Annotated in this window: 18 protein-coding genes, 1 other RNA gene and 1 pseudogene; 6 read left to right on the top strand and 14 right to left on the bottom strand. The window is 66.3% G+C overall.

Features of this window, described 5'->3' with window-relative positions:
* Positions 1-19: 19 nt before the first annotated feature.
* A complete protein-coding gene (locus tag IEY31_RS06040) occupies positions 20-604 on the top strand; it encodes a Uma2 family endonuclease (RefSeq protein ID WP_188970009.1) in 585 nt (194 codons plus the stop codon).
* Between the two features lie 95 nt (positions 605-699).
* Here IEY31_RS06040 and acnA read toward each other — a convergent pair whose 3' ends face one another.
* On the bottom strand, positions 700-3,423 hold the full coding sequence (acnA, locus tag IEY31_RS06035) for an aconitate hydratase AcnA (RefSeq protein ID WP_188970007.1): 2,724 nt from the start codon (positions 3,421-3,423) through the stop codon (positions 700-702).
* 158 nt (positions 3,424-3,581) lie between these two features.
* On the opposite strand from acnA, the gene IEY31_RS06030 reads away from it, so the two are divergent.
* Positions 3,582-4,415 carry a hypothetical protein gene (locus IEY31_RS06030; RefSeq protein WP_188970005.1) on the top strand — a complete coding sequence of 278 codons (834 nt, stop codon included), beginning with the start codon at positions 3,582-3,584 and terminating at the stop codon, positions 4,413-4,415.
* Positions 4,416-4,553: 138 nt separating this feature from the next.
* The gene (gene ggt / locus IEY31_RS06025) at positions 4,554-6,323 is read left to right on the top strand and encodes a gamma-glutamyltransferase (protein ID WP_188970003.1); all 1,770 of its coding nucleotides are present in this window, start codon (positions 4,554-4,556) and stop codon (positions 6,321-6,323) included.
* A gap of 145 nt (positions 6,324-6,468) precedes the next feature.
* Here ggt and IEY31_RS06020 read toward each other — a convergent pair whose 3' ends face one another.
* The 6 genes from IEY31_RS06020 to mraZ form a co-directional block, all read right to left on the bottom strand.
* Entirely contained in the window at positions 6,469-7,674 is a 1,206-nt protein-coding gene (locus tag IEY31_RS06020; RefSeq protein ID WP_188970001.1) for an ABC transporter permease, read from the bottom strand.
* Positions 7,675-7,787: 113 nt separating this feature from the next.
* The gene (locus tag IEY31_RS06015) at positions 7,788-8,381 is read right to left on the bottom strand and encodes an RlpA-like double-psi beta-barrel domain-containing protein (protein WP_188969999.1); all 594 of its coding nucleotides are present in this window, start codon (positions 8,379-8,381) and stop codon (positions 7,788-7,790) included.
* Positions 8,382-8,890: 509 nt separating this feature from the next.
* The gene (locus IEY31_RS06010; protein WP_188969997.1) at positions 8,891-10,243 is read right to left on the bottom strand and encodes a peptidoglycan D,D-transpeptidase FtsI family protein; all 1,353 of its coding nucleotides are present in this window, start codon (positions 10,241-10,243) and stop codon (positions 8,891-8,893) included.
* Positions 10,234-10,740 carry a hypothetical protein gene (locus IEY31_RS06005; RefSeq protein WP_188969995.1) on the bottom strand — a complete coding sequence of 169 codons (507 nt, stop codon included), beginning with the start codon at positions 10,738-10,740 and terminating at the stop codon, positions 10,234-10,236. Before IEY31_RS06005 ends, IEY31_RS06010 begins: the two co-directional genes overlap by 10 nt.
* On the bottom strand, positions 10,737-11,663 hold the full coding sequence (gene rsmH, locus IEY31_RS06000) for a 16S rRNA (cytosine(1402)-N(4))-methyltransferase RsmH (RefSeq protein ID WP_188969993.1): 927 nt from the start codon (positions 11,661-11,663) through the stop codon (positions 10,737-10,739). The genes IEY31_RS06005 and rsmH overlap by 4 nt, the downstream gene beginning before the upstream one ends.
* 5 nt (positions 11,664-11,668) lie before the next feature.
* On the bottom strand, positions 11,669-12,097 hold the full coding sequence (mraZ, locus tag IEY31_RS05995; protein WP_184127719.1) for a division/cell wall cluster transcriptional repressor MraZ: 429 nt from the start codon (positions 12,095-12,097) through the stop codon (positions 11,669-11,671).
* Between the two features lie 389 nt (positions 12,098-12,486).
* Here mraZ and IEY31_RS05990 point away from each other — a divergent pair, with 389 nt between their 5' ends.
* Positions 12,487-12,870, top strand: a complete 384-nt coding sequence (locus IEY31_RS05990) for a DUF423 domain-containing protein (protein WP_188969991.1) — start codon at positions 12,487-12,489, stop codon at positions 12,868-12,870.
* A 7-nt stretch (positions 12,871-12,877) separates the two neighbouring features.
* Here IEY31_RS05990 and IEY31_RS05985 read toward each other — a convergent pair whose 3' ends face one another.
* A complete protein-coding gene (locus IEY31_RS05985) occupies positions 12,878-13,477 on the bottom strand; it encodes a TetR/AcrR family transcriptional regulator (RefSeq protein ID WP_188969989.1) in 600 nt (199 codons plus the stop codon).
* Positions 13,478-13,577: 100 nt separating this feature from the next.
* Between IEY31_RS05985 and IEY31_RS05980 the strand changes: the two genes are divergently transcribed.
* Both IEY31_RS05980 and IEY31_RS05975 read left to right on the top strand, forming a co-directional pair.
* The gene (locus IEY31_RS05980; RefSeq protein WP_188969987.1) at positions 13,578-13,892 is read left to right on the top strand and encodes a DMT family transporter; all 315 of its coding nucleotides are present in this window, start codon (positions 13,578-13,580) and stop codon (positions 13,890-13,892) included.
* Positions 13,889-14,176 (top strand): annotated as a pseudogene (locus IEY31_RS05975) (DMT family transporter); the annotation flags it as partial. The gene IEY31_RS05980 and the pseudogene IEY31_RS05975, both read left to right, overlap by 4 nt.
* 98 nt (positions 14,177-14,274) lie before the next feature.
* On the opposite strand, the gene rnpB reads toward IEY31_RS05975, so the two are convergent.
* The 6 genes from rnpB to IEY31_RS05945 form a co-directional block, all read right to left on the bottom strand.
* An RNA gene (rnpB, locus tag IEY31_RS05970) (RNase P RNA component class A) lies at positions 14,275-14,718 on the bottom strand.
* A gap of 62 nt (positions 14,719-14,780) precedes the next feature.
* A complete protein-coding gene (locus IEY31_RS05965) occupies positions 14,781-15,458 on the bottom strand; it encodes an SCO family protein (protein ID WP_188969985.1) in 678 nt (225 codons plus the stop codon).
* A gap of 143 nt (positions 15,459-15,601) precedes the next feature.
* Positions 15,602-18,067 (bottom strand): cbb3-type cytochrome c oxidase subunit I, encoded by a 2,466-nt coding sequence (locus tag IEY31_RS05960; protein ID WP_188969983.1) that lies wholly within the window; start codon positions 18,065-18,067, stop codon positions 15,602-15,604.
* On the bottom strand, positions 18,064-19,281 hold the full coding sequence (gene coxB / locus IEY31_RS05955) for a cytochrome c oxidase subunit II (RefSeq protein WP_229723357.1): 1,218 nt from the start codon (positions 19,279-19,281) through the stop codon (positions 18,064-18,066). Before coxB ends, IEY31_RS05960 begins: the two co-directional genes overlap by 4 nt.
* A 335-nt stretch (positions 19,282-19,616) precedes the next feature.
* Positions 19,617-20,540: a heme o synthase gene (locus IEY31_RS05950; protein WP_188969981.1), complete on the bottom strand. Its 924-nt coding sequence runs from the start codon at positions 20,538-20,540 to the stop codon at positions 19,617-19,619.
* Entirely contained in the window at positions 20,537-21,517 is a 981-nt protein-coding gene (locus IEY31_RS05945) for a COX15/CtaA family protein (RefSeq protein ID WP_188969979.1), read from the bottom strand. Before IEY31_RS05945 ends, IEY31_RS05950 begins: the two co-directional genes overlap by 4 nt.
* Between the last annotated feature and the right edge of the window lie 214 nt (positions 21,518-21,731).

Genomic DNA, 21,731 nt, shown 5'->3' with positions numbered 1-21,731 from the left:
AGCAAAGTACACTGGTCCCATGACCAGTTCGGCCCTGCAGAAAATGAGCGAGGCAGAATACCTCCGCACGGAGGAACTCAGCCCCTTCAAGCGGGAGTTCGTGGACGGATTCGTGTACGCCCTCCACGGCGAGGACACACCCAACGCTCAGGCGGGAGCAGTGAGCAGACATGGCCTGATTGCAACGAACGTGCTGGCCGCCCTGCACCGTCCCGCACTTCGTCAGGGCTGCAAAGTGTACGCCAGCGACATGCGGGTGCGGATCCAAACCGGGGGCACGCGTTATTACTATCCCGACGTCGTGCTGACCTGCGAAGACATGGCCGATGGGGCCCGATACGCCAGCAGTCCGTGTCTCATTGTCGAGGTGCTGAGCCAGACCACCCAGGTCTTAGACCGGGGCCAGAAACTATCGGACTACACGGCGTTGCCCAGCCTGCGGGGATACCTGATGGTGGACACAGCCACCCGCGCCGCACGCCTATACACCCGCCAGGGCGAGGGTTGGGGCGAACAGTATGTCGAGGACACTGGAGTGCTGCGGCTGCCGTGCGTGGATGTGGCGTTGACACTAGACGACGTGTACGAGGGGACGAGTCTCTAATCCGGCAAACACTCTCAAAACACGGGCTGACTACGCGATAAATTGGCCCCGCCCAGTCTCCCAGGCGGGGCCATCACTTCTCAGCGCTCAGCGGATCAGGCCTTAACTTCGTCCTTGCTCCGCTCCAGAATGCTCCTCAACACGGTCTGCAGAATGCCGCCGTTCTTGTAGTAGTCGATCTCCACGGGAGTGTCGATGCGACACTGCACGGTGATCTCGCGGGTCACGCCGTCCTTGCCCACGCGCAGGGTCACGTCCTGGCGCGGCTTCAGGTCGGCGGGCAGGATCACGTCGATCAGCTCGTCGCCCATGATGCCCAGGCTCTCGGCGGTCTCGCCGTTCTTGTACTGCAGCGGCAGCACGCCCATGCCCACCAGATTGCTGCGGTGAATGCGCTCAAAGCTTTCGGCCAGCACGGCCTTGACGCCCAGCAGCATGGTGCCCTTGGCGGCCCAGTCGCGGCTGCTGCCCATGCCGTAGTCCTTGCCCGCCAGCACGAACAGCGGAATGTTGCTGGCCTTGTAGTTCTGCGCGGCGTCGTAGATGCTTGTGACCTCGCCGGTGGTGAAGTCGGTGGTAAAGCCGCCCTCGGTGCCGGGGGCCAGCTGGTTCTTCAGCCGGATGTTGGCGAAGGTGCCACGCGTCATGATGCGGTCGTTGCCCCGGCGGCTGCCGTAGCTGTTGAAGTCCACCGGACGAATGCCCCGGTCAGTCAGGTACTTGCCAGCGGGGGTATCGGCCTTGAAGCTGCCGGCGGGCGAGATGTGATCGGTGGTGACGCTGTCGCCCACCTTGACCAGCACATGCGCGCCCTCAATGGACACGATCTCGCTGGGGCCGTTCGCCAGGGTTTCGAAGAAGGGCGGGTTCTGAATGTAGGTGCTGTCGGCGTTCCAGTCGTACAGCGCACCCTCGGAAACGGGAATGGCATTCCAGTCAGCATTGCTCTTCTCGATGCCGTCGTAGACCTTCTTGAACATCTCGGCGTTGATGGCCTGGTCCATGATGGTCTGGATCTCGGCGTTGCTGGGCCACACGTCGCGCAGGTACACCGGCTGGCCGTCCTTGCCGGTGCCGATGGGATCGTTGACGATGTCGTTGACCACGGTGCCGGCCAGCGCGTAGGCCACCACCAGGGGCGGCGAGGCCAGGTAGTTGGCCTTGATGTGGGGGTTGATGCGGCCCTCGAAGTTGCGGTTACCGCTCAGGACGCTGGCCGCCACCAGATCGCCGCCGTTGATGGCCTCGATGATGGGCTCGGGCAGCGGGCCGCTGTTGCCGATGCAGGTCATGCAGCCGTAGCCGACAGTGTTGAAGCCAATCTGATCCAGGTAGCTCTGCAGGCCCGCGTTTTCCAGGTAGTCGGTCACCACGCGGCTGCCGGGGGCCAGCGAGGTCTTGACCCAGGGCTTGACGATCAGGCCCAGCTCCACGGCCTTCTTCGCCACCAGCCCGGCAGCGATCAGCACGCTGGGGTTGCTGGTGTTGGTGCAGGAGGTGATGGACGCCAGCGTGACCGCGCCGTGGCCGATCTTCATGTCGGTGCCGGTGATCTGGCCCTGCGCGTCCAACTTGTCGGCGGGCAGCTCGAAGCCACGCGCATTGATGGGAGCGGTCAGCGCCTCGGCGAACACGGTGTGCATGTCGTTCAGGTTCACGCGGTCCTGCGGGCGCTTGGGGCCGGCCAGGCTGGGAACGATGCTGCCCAGGTCCAGCTCGATGGTGTCGGTGAACACGGGGTCTGGCGTCTCGTCGGTGCGGAACATGTTCTGCGCCTTGTAGTACGCCTCGACCAGCTCGATCTCGTCTTCCAGGCGGCCGGTGCGGCGCAGGTAGCGCAGCGCCTCATCGTCCACCGGGAAAAAGCCCATGGTTGCGCCGTACTCGGGGGCCATGTTGGCAATCGTGGCCCGGTCCGGCAGGGTCATGTTGCTCAGGCCTGCGCCGTAGAACTCCACAAACTTGCCGACCACGCCCTTCTCGCGCAGCATCTGGGTCACGCGCAGCGCGAGGTCGGTGGCGGTGGCGCCTTCCGGCATGCGGCCCGTGATCTTGAAGCCCACCACTTCCGGCATCAGCATGTAGATCGGCTGGCCCAGCATGACCGCCTCGGCCTCGATACCGCCGACACCCCAGCCCACGATGCCCAGGCCGTTGATCATGGTGGTGTGGGAGTCCGTGCCCACCAGGCTGTCGGGATACACCACGACGCCGTCGCCTTCGGGGCGGCTCTGCACGCCCTTGGCCAGGTACTCCAGGTTGACCTGGTGCACGATGCCGGAGGCCGGCGGCACCACGCCGAAGTTGTCGAAGGCCTGCTGGCCCCAGCGCAGGAACTCATAGCGCTCGCGGTTGCGCTCGAACTCGATGGCCATGTTGTTGGCCAGCGCGAACTCGGTGCCGAACTCGTCCACCTGCACCGAGTGGTCAATCACCAGATCGACGGGAATCAGGGGGTTGATCTTGTTGGGATCGCCGCCCATCGCCACCATCGCGCTGCGCATGGCCGCCAGATCGACGACGGCAGGCACGCCCGTGAAGTCCTGCAGAATCACGCGGGCGGGCTTGAAGGGGATTTCCACCTCGTCGTTCGTGGGGCTCCAGCCGGCCACCGTCAGCACGTCCTCGCGGCGCACGTCGTAGTCGTTGGCCTCGCGCAACACGCTTTCCAGCAGCACCTTGATGCTCACCGGCATTCTGGAGATGTCGTGGCCCTGCTCCTCAAACTTGTTCAGGTTGTAGAAGTAGAGTTTCTGTCCGCTCTGGGTGGTCAGGGTGTCGCGCGCGTCAAACAGGTTCATCGCCGTTTTCGAAGTCATGCTGAGTTCCTCCTTGCCCCAGTGGGGCGATGCCCCCATCATATGTCGGACAGCCCTGAACCCGGGCGTCACCCGCACAGTCACGATGCCCATCTCATGTCACCACGGCAGGAACAACAACGCGTAACATTTACCGCAGATTCCCTGGAGGTTTTGCCATGCCCGAACAACTCGAACCCCACCAGAAGGCCCGCCTGAGCGCCCTGGAAACCACCGTGCGCGACGGCCTGCGCGATTTCCGCCGCACCGGACAGGCCCTGAGCGAGATCCGCGACAATGAATTCTTCCGCGTGGGCCACGACTCCTTCGAGGCGTACCTGCAAGACCGCTGGGGCTTCACGCCGCCGCAGGCTGGGCGACTGATGGAGGCGGCGGACGTGGCGAAGGTGCTGGACCCGCTGGGCATCCAGCCGAAGAACGAGGCCCAGGCCCGGACCTTCAGGGCCGCCGCGAAACTGGTCACTGAGCTGGAGCCGGAACAGCAGCGCGTGGTGGCCCGGCTGGTGGAAGGCGTGATGCCTCCCCAGCGCGAAGGCGAGGAGGACGCCGACGCCCCGCCCTGGGACCTGCCCGCCGCCGAGGTGCGGATCATGGCCAGCGTGGTGAAGAAACTGGACGCCGACGCCACCGTGTACCACCCGGACAGCGGCGCGGAGGTGGCGATGGGCACCCTGAGCGCTCCCGAACGCTACGAGATCATCCGCACGCACGTGGACCAGAAGACCCAGGCCTACCGCGAGAAGCAGGAAGCCAGGGCCAGCGCCCCAAAGCCCGAGAACGTCAACTGGGGCGACTGGGTCCTGAACTACGCCGCGCAGAACCTGGGGCCGGGTCAGCGGCTGGAACTGGTGGTGGAACCGGACGGCAGCGGGGCCAGTCGCGCGGTGGCCCGGGTGGTGGACGGCCACACCGGCGAGATTCTGGCGTCGGGCCAGGGGGCCGTGACCCTGAAGAAGGCGGCGCTGAATCTGGCGGCAGAGGTCCGGGGCTAGCGGTCAGCCTGTTCGCAACTTCTGGGTTCGGTACATCTGGGTTCGGTGGAGGGTGGCGGTTGGACCTGCCCCGCAGCCGTATGGCATGCTGAAAGCTCCACACGTCACAGTTCGCTTCATTCACCCGGGGAGGGAAAGATGAAACACAGCTTGAAACGGGGAGTCCTGTTGCTGGGCGCGGCGCTGCTGCTGGGCCAGGGCGGGCCGGGCGGGGCACAGGTGGGGGCAGGCGGGGCCAAGGTGCCCTCGGCCACCGGCACGGGCGGCGCGGTGGCCACCGTGGACCACGACGCCAGCGTGGCAGCCATGAAGATTCTGGAGGCGGGCGGCAACGCCGTGGACGCGGCCGTCGCCGCCGCGGCCACCCTGGGTCTGACCGAGCCGTTTTCGTGCGGGGTGGGCGGCGGCGGCTTCATGGTCGTGTATCTGGCCAAGGAAGGCCGGGTCATCACCATCGACCACCGTGAGATGGCCCCCGCGTCGTTCACGCCCACCGTGTTTCTGGAGGGCGGCAAGCCGATTGCCTTTGGCGAGCGCGTGACCAGCGGTCTGTCGGCGGGCATTCCCGGCACCGTCATGGGCTGGCAGGAGGCGCTGCGGCGCTACGGCACCAAATCCTTTGCCGAGGTGCTGGCCCCCGCCATCGCCCTGGCAAAAAGCGGCTACGTGGTGGACGACTACTTCCAGAGCCAGATCAAGGACAACCTGGACCGCTTCAAGACGTTTACCAGTTCCGCCGCGCTGTACCTGCCGGGCGGCACTCTCCCCGCCGTGGGCAGCCGGATCAACAACCCGGACCTGGCCCGCACCTACGAGGCCATCGCAGCCGGCGGCGCACAGGCGTTCTACACCGGCTCCATCGCACAGGCGATGGTCGACACGGTCAACACCCCGCCCGTTGCCCCTGGCAGCACCGCCAACGTCCGCAAGGGCAACTGGGCGCTGGCCGACGTGGCGAACTACGAGGCCCGGATTCGCCAGCCCACCGTCAACACCTACCGGGGGTACACGGTCTACGGGATGCAGCCCCCCTCCAGCGGCGGCCTGACCATCGGCGAGACACTCAACATTCTGGAAGGCTACGACATTGCCAAGCTCAGCGAGGCCGACGCCTACCACCGTTACATCGAGGCCTCGCGGCTGGCGTTCGCAGACCGGGGCGCGTACATGGCAGACCCCGAATACACCGACGTGCCGCAGACGGGCCTGCTGAGCAAGGAGTTCGCGGCGCAGCGGCGTGCCCTGATCGGCGACAGGGCGGCGGCCGGGGCAGTCGCGGCGGGCAACCCCTTCAAGTTCCAGACCGATCCCAGCATCCCGCTGCTGCCCGCTCCCGCCAGTCTGGAGGGTCAGAGCACCACCCACCTGACCGTCAGCGACGCCCAGGGCAACGTCGTGGCCTACACTTTCACCATCGAATCGATTGGCGGCAACGGCATGGTGGTGCCCGGCCACGGCTTCCTGCTGAACAACGAGCTGACCGATTTCGACGCGGTGGCCCCCCATCCCAACATTCCCGAAGCGGGCAAGCGGCCTCGCTCGTCGATGAGTCCCACCATCGTCCTCAAGGACGGCAAGCCGGTGCTGGCGCTGGGCAGTCCGGGCGGCTCCACCATCATCACCACGGTGGGCCAGGCCATCATGAACATTCTGGACCGGGGCATGCCTGCCCAGGCGGCCGTGGACGCGCCGCGCTACTCCCAGCGCAACGGGGCCACCACCACCGTGGACCAGGGCGGCGAGACCACCCCGCTGGCCAGGGCGCTGGAGGCCATGGGACACAAGTGGGCCACCACCGACGCCAACGGCAAACTGGCGCTGATCCAGTTCGGCGAAGGCGGCAAGGTCACGGCGGCCACTGAATCCAGACGCGGCGGCGGCGGCAGCGCGCTGGTGCAAAAGCCCTGAGCCACGGGTTTCTTTCTGGCCGCCTCACGCCCGCTGCTGGGCGTGAGGCGGCCTTTCATAACAGGCAGGCACTCCACCTTGCCTGCAAAGCGTTGCCCGCACAGTTCAGCACCCAGGCTGGCGTGCCCGTGGCTCCCCTCCCGCGTCAGCGGATAATGCGTGCCGGTTCGATGCTCGCGGCGCGGCGCGCGGGAATCAGGGCGGCCAGCAGGGTGGTGACCAGCCCCACGGCGTTGACACCCAGCAGGTCCGTCCAGCGCACTTCCACCGGCAACGAGGTGATGAAGTACAGGTCACCGGGAATCTGAAAGGGGCGCACCGTGAAGTACGCGCTGATGCCCAGGCCCAGCAGGTTGCCCACCAGCAGCCCGCCCAGCCCCAGCACCAGCCCTTCGAGCAAGAAGATGCGCGTGATCAGCCCGCGCGTGGCCCCGATGGCGCGCAGAATGGCGATTTCCTGGGTCTTCTCGAACACGGCCAGCGTCAGCACGTTGGCGATGCCGAAGGCCGCGACGATCACAATCAGGAACACCACGAACCCGATGACTTTCTTTTGCAGGGCCAGCTGATCCAGCAGCGTGCCGTAGATGCTCTGCCACGGCAGCGGGCTGTAGGCACGGGTGCGGGTCAGGTCAAGGCCAACCGCCGGCGCCAGACCGGGATCGTTCAGGCGCAACTGGTAGCCCGTGATGTTGGCGGTGGCCTGCAACTTCTGCAGGGTGTCCAGACTGGTAAAGGCGTAGGCGCTGTCGATCAGGTAGTTGCCGGTGGTAAACAGGCCCTTGACCGTGAAACTGCCCCGGCGCTGGGTGCTGTTGAGCAGCCGGACCTCGTCGCCGGTGAAGCCGCCAATGCTGCGCGCCAGCGCCGAGCCCAGCAGAATCTCGCCGGGGCCCAGCGTGGACAGCAGTTCGTTCTGACCGGGCGGCAGTTGCAGCACCTGCGCGGCCTGGGGCGTCACCCCGAACAGGGTGGCGAAGTCCACGCCGGCGCGGTTGCCCAGCCCTGCCGGGCGGGTCAGCAGCCCCTTATCGGCCACAAAGGGCGTGAAGGCCGCCACACGCGAATCTGCCCGGATGGCCCGTTCCATCTCGGGGTCACGCCCGGCGGGGCTGAACGCGTTGAGGCTCAGGTGCGGGCTGGCGCGCAGCGTCGCGTCCACCAGGGCGCGGGTAAACCCGTTGGTCAGGCTCAGCGCGGCAATCAGCGCCATGACCCCCACAGCGATGCCCAGAATGGTCAGCACGTTCTGGGTGCGCCGCCGCGACAGGTGAGCGCGGGCCAGCGACCACGCCAGACTGCCGGAACCGGCGCGGGCCGGGCGGGCAGAGGACGTGCGGGCGCGGGACATGCGAAGCGGAGGATAGCAGACGTGCCCTGCAAGGCGCCGCATCCAGCCGCCTGCACGAAGACAAAGAAAAAACCGCCCCGAGAGGCGGTCTGAATCCTTTAATGGACAGAGGCTCAGCGAATCGCCGTGATCCGCACCTGCCGCGCGCCGAAGTTGAGGGCGTCGCGGCGGCTGCCCATCCAGATGTCCAGGCTGCCGGTCTTGCGGGCGGCCATGGTGTCCTCGACGATAAACACGCGGCCCTTCAGCAGGTTGTTGTATCGGCCACTAAGGTCCTCGATGGTGATGCGGGTGCCGTAGGGAAAGGAGCGGAGCATGTCGCGGCTCAGGGCCACCACGCCGGGGCGGGTGCGGGTGCCGGTGGCCGTGATAAACGGCGTGCTGTCGGTCTGCGCGGCCAGGCTGTTGTAGGCGGTGGCGCGCACGACGGCCGAACGGCCACGCGCGGTGATGGCGGCCACCGGAGCCACCTGGGCCTGGGCCACGGCGGCGGCGCGGTTCTGCGCGGCCTGGGTCTGCTGGGGCGCCGCAGGCTGCCGGACCGTTACGGCCCGGGGGGCCTCGACGGGTGCGGGCGGCGTGACCACCATGGCCTGACGGACGGCGTCGCTGGCCAGCGTGCTGGCAGGCAGGGCAGGGGTGGCGCTGGCCAGACCAGCGAGGCTGAACAGGGCCCCGAAGGCCCAGCGGTTGAGTGTTGAAACCATGTGTTCTCCTTGGGACGTGGGCGGCGGAACAACCCCCGTCTGGAGCGCCACCGACAGGCGGACGGCGCTGCATAGAAATGAATCGTGGTTAAGCCTGAGGGCAGCAGTCAAGATACCCCCGACCTCAGCGCTGAGCCTACGGGGTCAACATCACCAGCATATGAGCCCAGCCTGTCTGCGGTCTCACAAAAAGAGGCCATAATTTTAGCCACGGTCTAAAGAAGTCAAAAAACTACGTCTCTGACTGACATAGAAAAATGAGAGCCGGTGCAAGAGAGCTTGCCCGTCCTCATGTTCAAACGCATATTTTTATGGCTGCCGTGCATACAGGCGGCCCTAACGGGTGCATTTCGGCCTGGATCAGGCAGCGTGTCACAATTGCCAGTTCACCCGCTGACCGGGCCTGTAGCATCCCCCCCAATCCACCAGGAACAGGGAGGGAATGCACTCAGCCGGCACTCAGAGAGAAGCGCGCTCGGGCTCGTTATGGCCCTCCTGCGACGAGGCTATTATTTCTCGGTGGTTCTGGGGGCCTCGATCCTGGGCACCGCGCCCCAGTGGGACAGCACCTCGGCCGAGATCTCACGGAAAATGGGCGCGGCCAGCATGGAGCCGTGGTGGCCAATCTTCGCGCCGTGAACCATGACCACCACCGTCATGCGGGGGGCGTCAACCGGGAAGAACCCGGTAAACACGCTGTTGTAGATGGTGGACGAGTAGCGTCCGTCGACCACGACCTGGGCCGTGCCGGTCTTGCCGCCCAGCGCGTAGCCCTTGATCCCGGCCTGGTGCGGAATTCCCTCCTCGATCACGGCCTGCAGCATGTTGCGGGTGGTCCGGGCCACGTCAGGGCGCAGAATCTCCCGTCGCTCCCCGTTGCCCGCCACACCCTCAACCAGTTGCGGGGGCAGGAACAGGCCGTCGTTGGCCAGGGCGTTGTAGGCGGAGGCCAGTTGCAGGGTGGTGGTGCTCATGCCCTGACCGAACGAGCTGGTCACGCGCACCAGATCGTCCCATTTGCGCAGCGGCTGCAGCTGGCCGGTGGCGGCAGGCACCACCGGCATGTCGGGGTAGGTGCCGAAGCCAAAACTCGTCAGGTAGTTCCGCAGCTTCTCGGGTTTGAACGGCTCGACAATGTGGCTCATGCCGACGTTGCTGCTGTAGCGCAGCACCTGCTGGGTGGTCAGGGTGGGAGGATGCTGCACCGAGTCATTGATAACGCTGCCCCAGCGCCCGCCCACATGACGGCGCATGGGGGTGTCGAAGGTGGTCTTTGGCGTGATCATGCCCTCGTTGATCGCGGCGGCCACCACCAGGCCCTTGATCACGGACCCCGGCTCGTACACGTCCAGGAAGGGGCGGTTGCGCCGGGCGTCCAGGGGAAAGTCGCGCCAGGTGTTGGGATCGAAGGGGGGGTAGCTGGCCGCAGCCAGTACGCGTCCCGTCCGGGTTTCCATGACCACCACCGAGCCGTACTCCGCCTGGTGCTCGGGCACGGCCTTGCTCAGCGCGGACTCGGCCGCCGCCTGCACACTGGTGTTGATGGTCAGGCGCAGGTCCTGCCCCGAGGCCAGATTGCGGTCATAGGCATATTCCAGCCCTTCCAGTCCGTTGGTGGTGCCCATCATGCCCAGCACCTGCCCGGCCAGACGCCCCTGGGGGTAGACCCGCTTGCCGTCCATGCTCTGGGCCAGCACCTTGCCGTCGCTGGAGGTAATGGTCCCGCGCGACTGCACCAGACTGCGCTGCGCCCCCTGCGGCACGTTCCATTCCAGCTGGGCGTAGGCCCACACCAGGCTCAGGCACAGCACCGTCGCCAGAAGCTGCATCAAACGGGACCGGTTGCGAATCTTTACCTCCACTGCGTTCTCACCTCCACGGTGCGGTCGGGCTGGTCCGGGCGACTGTACGGACGCTGGGGCGGGGCTGTCTGGGCGGGCGGCGGTGGGCTGGGTTGGGCTGCACTGGATTGCTCTGGGCTGGATTGCTCAGTGCTGGGCTTCTCTGGGCTGGACGGGGCCGGGCGAACCACAGATGGGGGGGGCAGCGGCAGGATGGCCTGAGTTTCCTTGGGGGCCTCGGCAAACCGGATCATGCCGTTGGCAAAGGCCCAGTCACGGATCCGCTGGGGGTTTTCCAGAATCTGGACCTGCACCGCCAGATCGTTGCGCTGGATCAGCAGGTCGGCCTCGCGTTCCTGGGCCGCCCGCAACACCGGACGGATCTCCTGGGTGAAGTAGCGTGCCCCGATCAGGGCCAGGGCCAGGGCCAGGTAGATGACCACGTAGCGCAGCGCCCGCCCGCGCCAGGTGGTCTCGCTCAGATCGGGGCTGCCCAGGCGCAACCGCGGCGAGGTCATGCGCCTACCTCCGGGTCAAGCTTCTCGGCGCCGCGCAGTTTGGCGCTGCGGGCGCGCGGATTGGTGGCCAGCTCGTCCTCTGCGGCGATCACCGGCCGCTTGGTCAGTGGGCGCAGGGCGGCGCTGCCCAGCAGAAAGCGCTTGACGATGCGGTCTTCCAGCGAGTGAAAGCTGATCACGGCCAGCCGTCCGCCGGGCCGCAGCAGGGCCTGGGCAGCTTCCAGACCGTCACGCAGCGCCCCCAGCTCATCGTTGACGTGAATCCGCAGGGCCTGAAAGGTGCGCCGCGCCGGGTGGATGCCCTTGCTGAAGCCGGGGTAGGCGCGCTTGACGATCTCGGCCAGCTGCACGGTGGTCTCGATGGGCGCTTTCTCGCGGGCGTACACGATGCCGCGCGCGATCCGGCGCGACAGGCGGTCCTCGCCGTATTCGTAGATGATCGAGGCCAGCTCGGCTTCGGGGTAGGTGTTGACCACCTCGGCAGCGCTCTCGCCGGACTGGCTCATGCGCATGTCCAGCGGGGCCTCGCTGTGGTACGAGAAGCCGCGGTCCGTGTCGTCCAGCTGAAATGAGCTGACGCCGATGTCGAGCAGCACGCCGTCCACCTCGGTCACGCCCGCCCCGGCGAGCAGGGCCGCCATGTCGCGGTAATTGCCCTCCAGCATGCTCAGGCCGTCGAGCCCCGCCTCGCGGGCGCGGGCCAGGGCAAAGGGATCCTGATCGATGCCGTACACGGCGGCGCCCGCCGCGAGCAGCAGCCGGGTGTGGCCCGCGCCGCCCAGCGTGCCGTCCACGAAGACCTTGCCGGGGGCGGGGTTCAGGGCGGCCAGCACCTCGGCGGACAGTACGGGCACATGGGTCAGGGCCGGGGCAACAGGGGTGGGCGGGGAGTCGCTGGAGGGGTCAGGAGCATTGTTGTTCATGCGAGTCACGCCACAAAATTGATAAGGAGATCGGGTTTGGGGGGATTGTCCTGAACGGCGCTGATGGCGGCGTCCCACCGCTGGGGACTCCATAGTTCCAGGCGGCCGGGGGCGCCGGCCACCACGACGTCACCGTCAAGTGCCGCGAAGGTCCGCAGCGGCTGGGGCACGGAGACGCGGCTCTGGTTGTCCAGCCGCGCCTTGCTGGCGCCGGAGTAGAAGAACCGCACAAACGACCGCGACTCGGCGTCGGTCAGGGGCAGGCCTTCCAGCTGTTCTTCCACGCGCCGCCAGCTGGCCAGCGGAAACACGTACAGGCAGCCTTCCATGCCGCGGGTCAGGATCATGCCGTCCTCGACGAATTCCCGAAAGGCTGGTGGCATGACCACGCGTCCCTTATCGTCGATGGTGTAGGGGTACTCTCCGAACGGCAAATCCTCTTCCACTCCTTTTTCAGCTGTTCCCACCCGGTCCCACATGGGGGACATGGCGGTGGGGCCTGCCTTTCAACCTGAAAGGCGCATAAAGAAGAGCTTCAGGTTGTATGCAGGAGTGTAACAAGCCCTCCCACGAATTACCACCAGTTCCCACGTTTTCCCCTGAATTGCCCTCGTTTCTTCCCCATTCTCCCACCCATCTCCCCCGAGGCTGGTCTGAAGTTCAGAAATTCAGAGGCTGGGCCGGGCCGCAGGAGCCCGCTCTGAACAGCAAATTAGCACTCCTGAGCGGGAAATGGGGGCTGGGCCGGTGACACTGCTCCCCTCCCCCACGGTGGCCCACCCGCAGGGACAAATCCCCACCCCATTCTCCCTAGGCTGGGGGAATGCATCCGTCGCGTTCCACCGCCCCCGCCGCCCCGTTGCCCGCGTTTCAGACCGGGGCCGTGCTGGCGGCGCTGGGCGTGGCGCTGGGGGCCTTCGCCGCCCACGCGCTGAAGGCCAGCCTGACGCCGGAACTGCTGGCCACTTTCGAGACCGGCGTGCGCTACCAGATGTACGCCGCGCTGGCCCTGCTGGTGCTGGGCACGCGCCCGGAGCAGCGTCGCGCGCCCGCGCTGCTGCTGGGCGGGGCCGTGGTTTTCAGCGGCACGCTGTACATTCTTGCCCTCACCGGCATGACGTGGCTGGGCGCCATCACCCCGGTTGGCGGCGTGCTGCTGATCGCCGGATTCGTGTTGGCCGCCGTGGACGCACGTCAGACAAACTGAGCGGCGCTCAGGGTGAGGCCGCCGGACCAACCACCATGCGCGAGACGGCGGCCCTCAGGGTTACCCTGGCCTGTTCCCGCGTGATCTGGTGCAGCAGCAGATGAACGCTCAGGCCGTCCAGCAGGGCATGGATCTCGGTGGCCGCTGCCCCGGGCGTGTGCGCGGGCAGCCAGCCGCGCCGGTCAAACTGCCCCAGTGCCTCCACAAAAACCGCGTTCAAGTCGCGGTACAGCACGCCCTCGGCGTCGGCAAAGTCCTGATCGCTGACTGCCGCGCCCACGAAGACCAGCCATACCTCCAGCCACACCCGGCCCTCTCCGTCCAGCGGCAACGTCACTTCCAGGCAGTTCAGAAAGTCCTGAACCTGATCACCCGTGACGGGCACAGCGTGAATCCGCTGCCTCGCCCGCTCGCCGATCTGTCCGGCGGCAAAGGCCAGGATGGCCTCACGGTTGGGCAGGTAGTGGCGAATGGCCCCGCTGGACCACCCGCTGCGCTGCGACAGGTTCCGGATCGTCACCCCAGCCAGCCCCTGCTCACGGATCAGGCTCCACACCGCTTCCGTCAGCTCGGCGCGGCGCTGGTCATGGTCAACGATGCGGGGCATAGAGGGTTGTTTTAGCACACTCTTGCCAGAACCGCCCGGCTGTGGTATTCCTGGGACATGCATTTAGCACACCGTTGCTAAATCCGCAAAGGAGATTCACGTGGGATGGACTGCCCTGCTGCTGGCCGGCCTGTGCGAGATCGGCTTCACCACCTGCCTGCAACTCAGCGACGGTTTTAGGAAAACCTGGCCCACCCTGTTCTTCGTGGTGTTCACCATCGCGAGCTTCCTGATGATGAGTCGGGCACTGGAGACCATTCCGCTGGGCACGGTCTACGCCGTGTGGACCGGCATCGGGGCGGTGGGCACGGCGCTGGTGGGCATCGTCTTCTTCCGCGAGTCGGCCACGCCGCTGCGGCTGGGGCTGCTGACCGCCGTGGTGGGGCTGATTATCGGCCTGCGGCTGGTTCCGTGAGGGGGCTGACCCTCCGGGGCTGGACCGGCTGGCACTGGCTGATCCTGGCAGGTGTTCTGGAAATCGGTTTTGCCACCGCGCTGAAGCTGGAGCAGACGCGCCCGCAGTTCATCTACGTCTTTCTGGTGTGTGCCTATTTCAGCTTCAACTTCCTGTCGCGGGCCATCAAGACCATTCCGCTGGGCACCGCCTACGCCATCTGGACGGGCATCGGGGCGGTGGGCGCGGTGTTCATGGGCACGGCGCTGTTCGGCGAGAGCCTCAGCCCGGCGCGGCTGGTGCTGATCGCGCTGCTGATCGCCGCGCTGATTGGCCTGAAACTGGTGGGCGGCCCCAGACCGCCACAGGAGACCGCCCCTCCCGGAACAGGAGAGGCGGCGGGTGGTGCGGGGGAACTGTAAGCCGGGTTCTGTCCATCACTTGAAAGTGACTGTTCGGCCATCTCTCTGGGGCGGGCGTCGCCGCCGCGCCTCGTTGCGACCATCCTGGCGGTCACTGGAACGGGCCGTTCCTCGCGCACTGTCGGGTCTTGCACCGGATGGGGTTTACCAGACGCCGCGAGGTCTCCCTGCGGCCTGGTGCGCTCTTACCGCACCGTTTCACCCTGACCAGCCCCGGCCCACGCCCGGCCTTGAATGGAAGCTGGCGGTCTAAGTTTCTGTGGCACTGTCCTTCGGCTTCGCCGCCACCCACGCGCAGGCGCGCGACGTGGGCACTTGACTCGCCGACCAGCCGTTAGCTGGCATCCTGCCCTGCGGTGCCCGGACTTTCCTCACCCCCCCAGTCCACAGGGGGCTGAAGGTGGCGCGGCCGAACGTTCCCCCGCACCCGGCAGGATAGCAGAGGTTGGCAGTGGACCGCCTAGACGGTGGACGCTATGCCCTGCCTTCACGGCCCGTACAACCGGATCAGGCCCGGCAGATCCTGCTGCAACGCGCCGCTGATCACGTCAGAGTTGCTGTAGACGCGCACGAACTGGCCCTGCGCGTCCACCACGCTCACCTGATCGCCGTGAATGCGGGCGGCCTCTGCAGCCCCGGCCCCGGCGGCCTGCGCGTTGCTGGCCCCCGACCCTGCCGGTGCCATGCCGTGGACGCTGTGGTCTATGACCGGCTGGGGCTTGACGTTTGCCACGAACATGACCCTGGCCGCCTCGTCGATGGTGTCGGCGTCTCCCGTCAGGCCGGTGAAGGACGAATCGAAGCGGTCCAGGTAATTGCGCACCACCTGCGGCGTGTCGAAGGTGGGATCCACCGTGATGAACTGCACCTGCACTTTGTCCTGCTGCCCCGGCGTCAGCCGTTCAAGGCTGTTCTTCAGGCTCGCCAGGGTGGCCGGGCACACGTCCGGACAGCGCACGAAGCCGTAAAACACCAGCCGCATGCGCCCGTCGCCCTGGGCCAGCGTGGCCACCCTGCCCCGGTCATCCACCAGGTTCAGGGCAGGCAGGGCCAGCGGGTGGTCCAGCGCCGTGCCCGCCGTCACGCTGGGACTGGTCTGCCGCACCACCAGCAGACCACCCAGAATCAGCGCTATGCCCAACAAGATGCCCGTCAGCCACTTCATGCCCCCAGGCTAGGACGCGGCGGGCGGGCAGGGTGTCCCCTGAAAGCAGCACGCGGCAGCGGGCCACCAGGGTCTACAGAAAAAGAGTGGAGACGCATCGCTGCGGTCTCCACTCCTACCCTTCCAGGCCTTGCAGTTTCCAGCTACCAGGCGTAGAAGATTGCCACGATCAGCAGCCACACCACGTCCACCAGGTGCCAGTACATGCTGGCGGGCGTGATCGAGCCGTGGTTGTACTTGTCCATCTTGCCGGTCATGGCCTGGTAGTACGGCAGGGCCACGCCCACACCGCCGATCAGAATGTGCAGCCCGTGCAGGCCGACGATGATGAAGAAGCACGCCTGCCACAGGTTCTGTTTCCAGTCGCTCTCGGCGCCGAACAGCGAGAACTCGTAGACCTGGAACAGCATGAAGGCCGCGCCCAGCAGCAGCGTCACGAACAGGCCCAGGCGGAAGCGGGTCAGCTTGCCGTGGTGGTTGTCCTGCTCGGCGCGGTGCAGCACGAACGAGGACGACACCAGAATCAGGGTGTTCAGCGCGGCCAGCCACACGTTGGGGCGCAGGGCAGGCGGATCGGCCAGACCGCTGATGCGCAGGTACACATACCCGGCGATCAGCACGCCGAACAGGCCAATTTCGGAGATGATGAACCACGCCATGCCCATGAACCCGTTGTCGTACTTGGTCAGGTGGTGGTGGGCCACCGGCACTGCGTATTCGCGCGTTCCGGCCCACTTGAACAGGCCCCAGAAGAACACCGGGAAGCTCAGGTACAGCACCACGCTGGCGAAGACGTGCCCCGCAGACGCTTCAAAGAAGGGCTGCAGGCCGCCGGCCGGGGTGTAGTTGCTGAACCAGCCGAAGCTCAGGCCATAGCCCATCAGCAGCAGGCCGACAGCGGTCACGAAGGGCCAGATGCTGTCCTGCGGCAGATGGATGGTCTTGGGGTCCACCGGGGTCAGGGTGTCGCCGTTCTTCTCCCAGTCGTACAGGGGGCGCTCGGTGGGGAAGGTGGTGGGGAATTCGTGAGCAAAGTTGTACGCGGCGGGTGGACTGGCCGCCGTCCATTCCAGCGTGTAGCCGCCCCAGGGGTTGTTGGACGCCGTGGCGGGCTTCTTGGCGGTGATGTACATGTTCCAGAACCACACCACGCCGCCAGCCAGCAGCGTCAGCGCGCCCAGCGTGGAGATGAAGTTCAGCTCGGTCCAGGCGAAGTTGCCGGCGGGGTAGGTGTAATAGCGGCGGGGCATGCCCAGCAGGCCCAGAATGTACTGCGGCAGGAAGGTCATCCACGAGCCCACCATGAACAGCCAGAAGTGCCACATGCCCAGCTTCTCGTCCATGAAGCGCCCGGTCATCTTGGGCCACCAGTAGTACAGGCCCGCCATCGCCAGGAACGCCGTGCCGAACATCATCACGTTGTGGAAGTGCGCCACCACGAAGTACGACATGGTGACCTGATAGTCAAAGGGAATCATACCCAGCGCCACGCCGGTGATGCCGCCGATCAGGAAGTTGAAGATGAAGCCGACCAGCCAGTACGTGGGCGTCTTCATGATGATGCGTCCGCCGTACAGGGTGCCGATCAGGTTAAAGATCTTGACCCCGGTAGGAACTGCCACAATCAGGGTGGCGATCATGAAGGCGATCTGCCAGGACTCGGGCAGACCCACGGCGAACATGTGGTGGGCCCACACCAGCAGCGAGACCAGCACAATGCCCAGCAGCGAGTACACCATCACGCGGTAGCCGAACAGCGGCTTGCGGGCCATGGTGGAGGCCACCTCCGCGCCGATGCCCAGGTAGGGCAGCAGCATCACGTACACGGCAGGGTGCGAGTAGAACCAGAAGAACTGCTGGAACATCACCGGCACACCGCCGATGCCGGGGTTGAACATGCTCAGGCCCAACTTGAGTTCCAGGAACGTGACCAGCGCCGCCGCCGTCAGGCCGCCCAGCGAGATCAGCTGCAGGATCGAGGTGGAAAAGATCGCCCACACGAAGATGGGCATCTTCCACAGGCTCATGCCGGGGGCGCGCATGTTGACAATGGTGGCGGCAAAGTTGGCGCTACCCAGCAGCGAGGCGATGCCGTTGAGGGTCAGGGCCACCATCAGCACGGACACGCCGGTCTGGTTGGCGTCCACGCTCAGGGGGTAATAGAAGGTCCAGCCGACGCTGGGCGCGCCGCCGTTGGCAAGGCCCACAATCACCAGAATCAGCGAAAAGATGAACAGCCACACAGCAAACGTATTGACGCGTGGCAGGGCCACGTCCCGCACGCCGAGCTGCAGCGGCAGGAACCAGTTCCCGAAGCCGAACAGGCCAATCGGAATCAGGAAGAAGAAGATCATCAGCGCGGCGTGCAGCGTCAGCACCTGGTTGTAGGTGGTGCCGATCAGGAAGGTGTTGTCCGGCACGGCCAGCTGAATCCGGATGGCGACGGCCAGGAATCCGGCGATGGCAAAGCCGATGATGCTGGTCAGGATGTACAGCGTCCCGATCTTTTTATGATCGGTGGTCATCATGTAGTCCTTGAGGACTTCCCAGGCACTGGGCCGGGCCGAGGGTGCGTGACTGGGAACCTGCTGTGGAGCCTGAATGGTCACTGCTTACCTCCCGGTGTGGCGCTAGAAGTCGTGGCCGTTGGGGCCGGATTCTCAGCTGCGTCTGCCGAACCGTAGACGGGCGTGTCGTTCCAGTAGTTGGCCTCTTCAGGCAGCTTCAGGGTCCGCAGGTACGCGGCCACGTCGTCGATCTCCTCGTCGGTCAGGACACCGCCCTTGACCTTCTTGCCGTTGGCCAGATACTCGCTGCCGTCGTAGCTGGGCATCAGACTGCCGGGCTTGACCAGCGGGCTGTGCTTGATCCACTCGTGCAGCGCTTCTGCGGCCTGGGGGGCTTCCCAGTGCTGGGGCGTCATGGCTTCCCACATGCCCGCGCCCAGGGTGCGGCGGGTGCCGAAGAAGCTCAGGTCCGGGCCAGCCGCGCCCGCGGCGGGCGTGCCCTGCACGCGGTGGCAGGCGGCGCAGGCCAGCGCGCCGGTGGCGGGCTTGCCCTGCATGAAGATCGCGTAGCCGCGTGCCGCGGCGCTGTCGGCGACAGGCTCGGGGGCGCGGTACGCCTTGGCCGCAGCCAGGAAGGTGTTGTACCGCTCCTGATCCAGCGCCACCACCTTGTAGCGCATGTTGGCGTGGCTGCCGCCGCACAGCTGCGAGCAGTTGCCCTGGTACACGCCCGCACGGTCCGTGTCGACGTTCCAGGTCTTGAGTGTGGCCGGCATGGCCGCGCGCTGTCCGCCGACGTTGGGGGCCCAGAATCCGTGGATCACGTCGCCGCTGGTGATGGTCAGCGCCACCTTCTGCTTGGTGGGCATGATCATCTCGTTGCCGTTAGCCACGTTCCCGCCCGCATCCGCCGTGGTCTCGGGGTACGAGAAGTTCCACCAGAACTGCCGGCCCAGCACGTCGATCTTGGTGGCCTGGGCGGGCACGGGATTGAGGATCGCCATGCTGCGAACCGTCAGCACCGCCAAGAACATCACAATGATCACCGGCACAACCACCAGAATGATTTCCAGGCGGTTGTTGCCGTGAAACTGCGCCGGAGCGTCGGTGTGCTTGTCCTCGCGGAACTTGTTGACGGTGTAGAACAGCGCATATGACACGCCCACGAAGATGATGACCGACAGGGCGATGGCGAAGGCGCTCATGAAGGCAACCTCGCGGTTGTAGCCCGAAGACAGGTCGCCAATCGAGATCAGCTGCTCCGAGCCGCATCCGCTGAGCAGCGTCGCGCCCAGGCCAGCAACGAGGGTCAGCACAAGGTTGCGCCGCAGGCGTCCCCCAGTCGGCGTCTCCTGCGTCCCGTGAGGCGGGTGCTCCCCCTGAGGCTGGTCGCTGTGACGGTGTATGGTATTCAACTTCCGCTCCTTATCCTGTGCCCTGAATCCTGTGTTCCGGCTCTGGCCCTGTGAGTGTGCTTGCCCATGCTTCTTGTGTAAATCCCCGGCAGTTTAACGCCTCACGCGGCAGATTGGGCATTTCCTGCCGCGCGCCCGTCCAGTGAAATGGGCGGGGCTTACCGAACGGTCAAGCGCCTGCCCCATCTAAGCAGAGCCGGGGGCGGGCAAGTGTCCTTTGGGTGCGGCGCAAAGCCTCAGCCCAGCTGGGCAAAGACGATGCGGTCCACCGCGCCCATCACGAACAGAATCGCCAGATACAGCATCGAGTACAGGTACAGCGGCACGGCCACCTTGCGCTCGATCTTGTGGCCCGCAAAGACATGTTTGTACAGCCGCCACGAGAGGACGAGCAGCCAGACGCCCAGCGCCGCCGCACTGAAGAAATAGATCGCGCCGACCTCGCGCAGCAGCACCGGCATCAACGACAGCACCACCGTGTAGATGGCATACAGACCGATCTGCGCCACGGTCAGCTTGTCGCCGTGAACCACCGGTAGCATGGGAATGCCCACCTCGCGGTACTCGTCCTTGATCATCAGCGCCAGCGCCCAGAAATGCACCGGCGTCCAGAAGAAGATGATGGCGAACAGAAACCACGCGAACAGGTTGAGGTCACCCGTGACGGCGGCCCAGCCCACCAACGGCGGGAAGCACCCGGCGGCCCCGCCCAGCACGATGTTGTGCCAGGTGTGCCGCTTGAGCAGCATGGTGTAGATGACCACGTAGGTCACGAAGCCGGCCAGGCTGAGCCATGCGGCCAGCGGCGAGCCCCAGATCCACAGCATGGCGAACGACAACCCCTGCAGGGCAGTGCCGAAGATGGCAGCCTCGCGGATGCTGATCAGGCCGCTGCTGGTGGGCCGTTTGGCGGTGCGGGCCATCTTGAGATCGATGTCGCGGTCGATAATCATGTTGAACACGCCCGCCGACCCGGCCGACATGAACCCGGCCACGCTGACCACGACGAGCAGCCACAGCCCCGGCCAGCCGCGCGCCGCCATGAACATGGCCGTCACGGTGGTCCACAGCAACAGCGAGATCACCTTGGGTTTGGTCAGGGCCAGGTAGTCGCGCCACGTGGCCCGCACCGCCGTCCCCCTCAGTCCGGTGGTGGTCATGCGGCCACCCCCACCGGGGCCGGACGGGCGGTCCGCAGCGCCGTCATGGCGCAGTAACCCAGCATCACGGCCGCCAGCCACAGCGCGCAGGCCAGCAGCAGATGCGTGAGCTGCATCCACGCCGGGGCCTTGAGCGCCACGGTGGCAAAACCTGCCACCAGTTGCAGGCCCAGCACGCCCCACAGGTATGCGCTCCAGCGGTTCACCTCCGGCGAGGGCCGCTCACGGCGCAGAAACAGACCCAGCCACACCAGAAAGGCCGCCGTCAGCACCGCCAGCATGGGGTGGACGACGCGCAGGTTCTCGATCAGGCCAGCGGTAGCGGAAAAGTCGCTCCGCACGGTGTTGAGCGGCGAGCCGTCGGCCGGCAGGAACAGCAGGTCGCCCAGCGCCGTTACCGCTCCCGCCATGCCCAGCACCAGAATCAGCCCCAGGCCGGTCAGACTCCACAGCCCGGCCAGACCCTGGCCGCGCAGCCTCAACGCGGGCCGGCCAGAGGCCCACAGCGCCGTGAGCAGCAGCGCGCCCAGCAGCAGGAAGGTGTTGGCCAGATGAATGCCCTGTACCAGACCGCGCGCCGGATCGGTGCTCTGGGCCGTCAGGCCCAGCAGCACCTGCACGCCGCCCACCAGCCCTTCCAACATGATCAGACCCAGGCTGAGCAGCGCGCCGAGGCGGGCCGGGTGGCCGGGGCGCGTGACCATAAACGCCAGTCCCACCAGCGCGAGGGCCAGCAGGCCGCTCGCGCCGCTGGTCAGGCGGTGGCTGAATTCGATCACCGTGTGCAGCGTGGGGCTCTGCGGTACCACCACGCCGTTGCACAGCGGCCAGTGGTCCCCGCACCCGGCGCCGGCGCCGGTCAGGCGCACCACCGCGCCCCACAGGATCACCAGCACGTTGTAGGCCAGCGCCCCCCAGGCCAGCCGGGGCAACCACACCCCCGGCAGCGTGCGCGGGGCAGTTAGCGTTCTGCTCAACTTCTCACCTTCCCTTGTCGCCCGGTTCCTGCCATGCAGAAGGCTGCCAGAAACCGGGCGGCGAATGACACGCGCATTCTACCCGCCTGTCGCGGCGGATTGTCCCCCGCTGGGAACCGGCCAGCAGGGGTGGGAGGGGAAAATCCGGACCCGGCGAAATGCCAGCAGGCCGGCTGGGCAGGACTCGCCTGCCCTGTCCCCTGCCCTGGCGCCG

Source organism: Deinococcus aerolatus, from assembly GCF_014647055.1.
Lineage (GTDB): Bacteria > Deinococcota > Deinococci > Deinococcales > Deinococcaceae > Deinococcus > Deinococcus aerolatus.
This window is presented reverse-complemented; position numbering and strand designations above follow the sequence as displayed.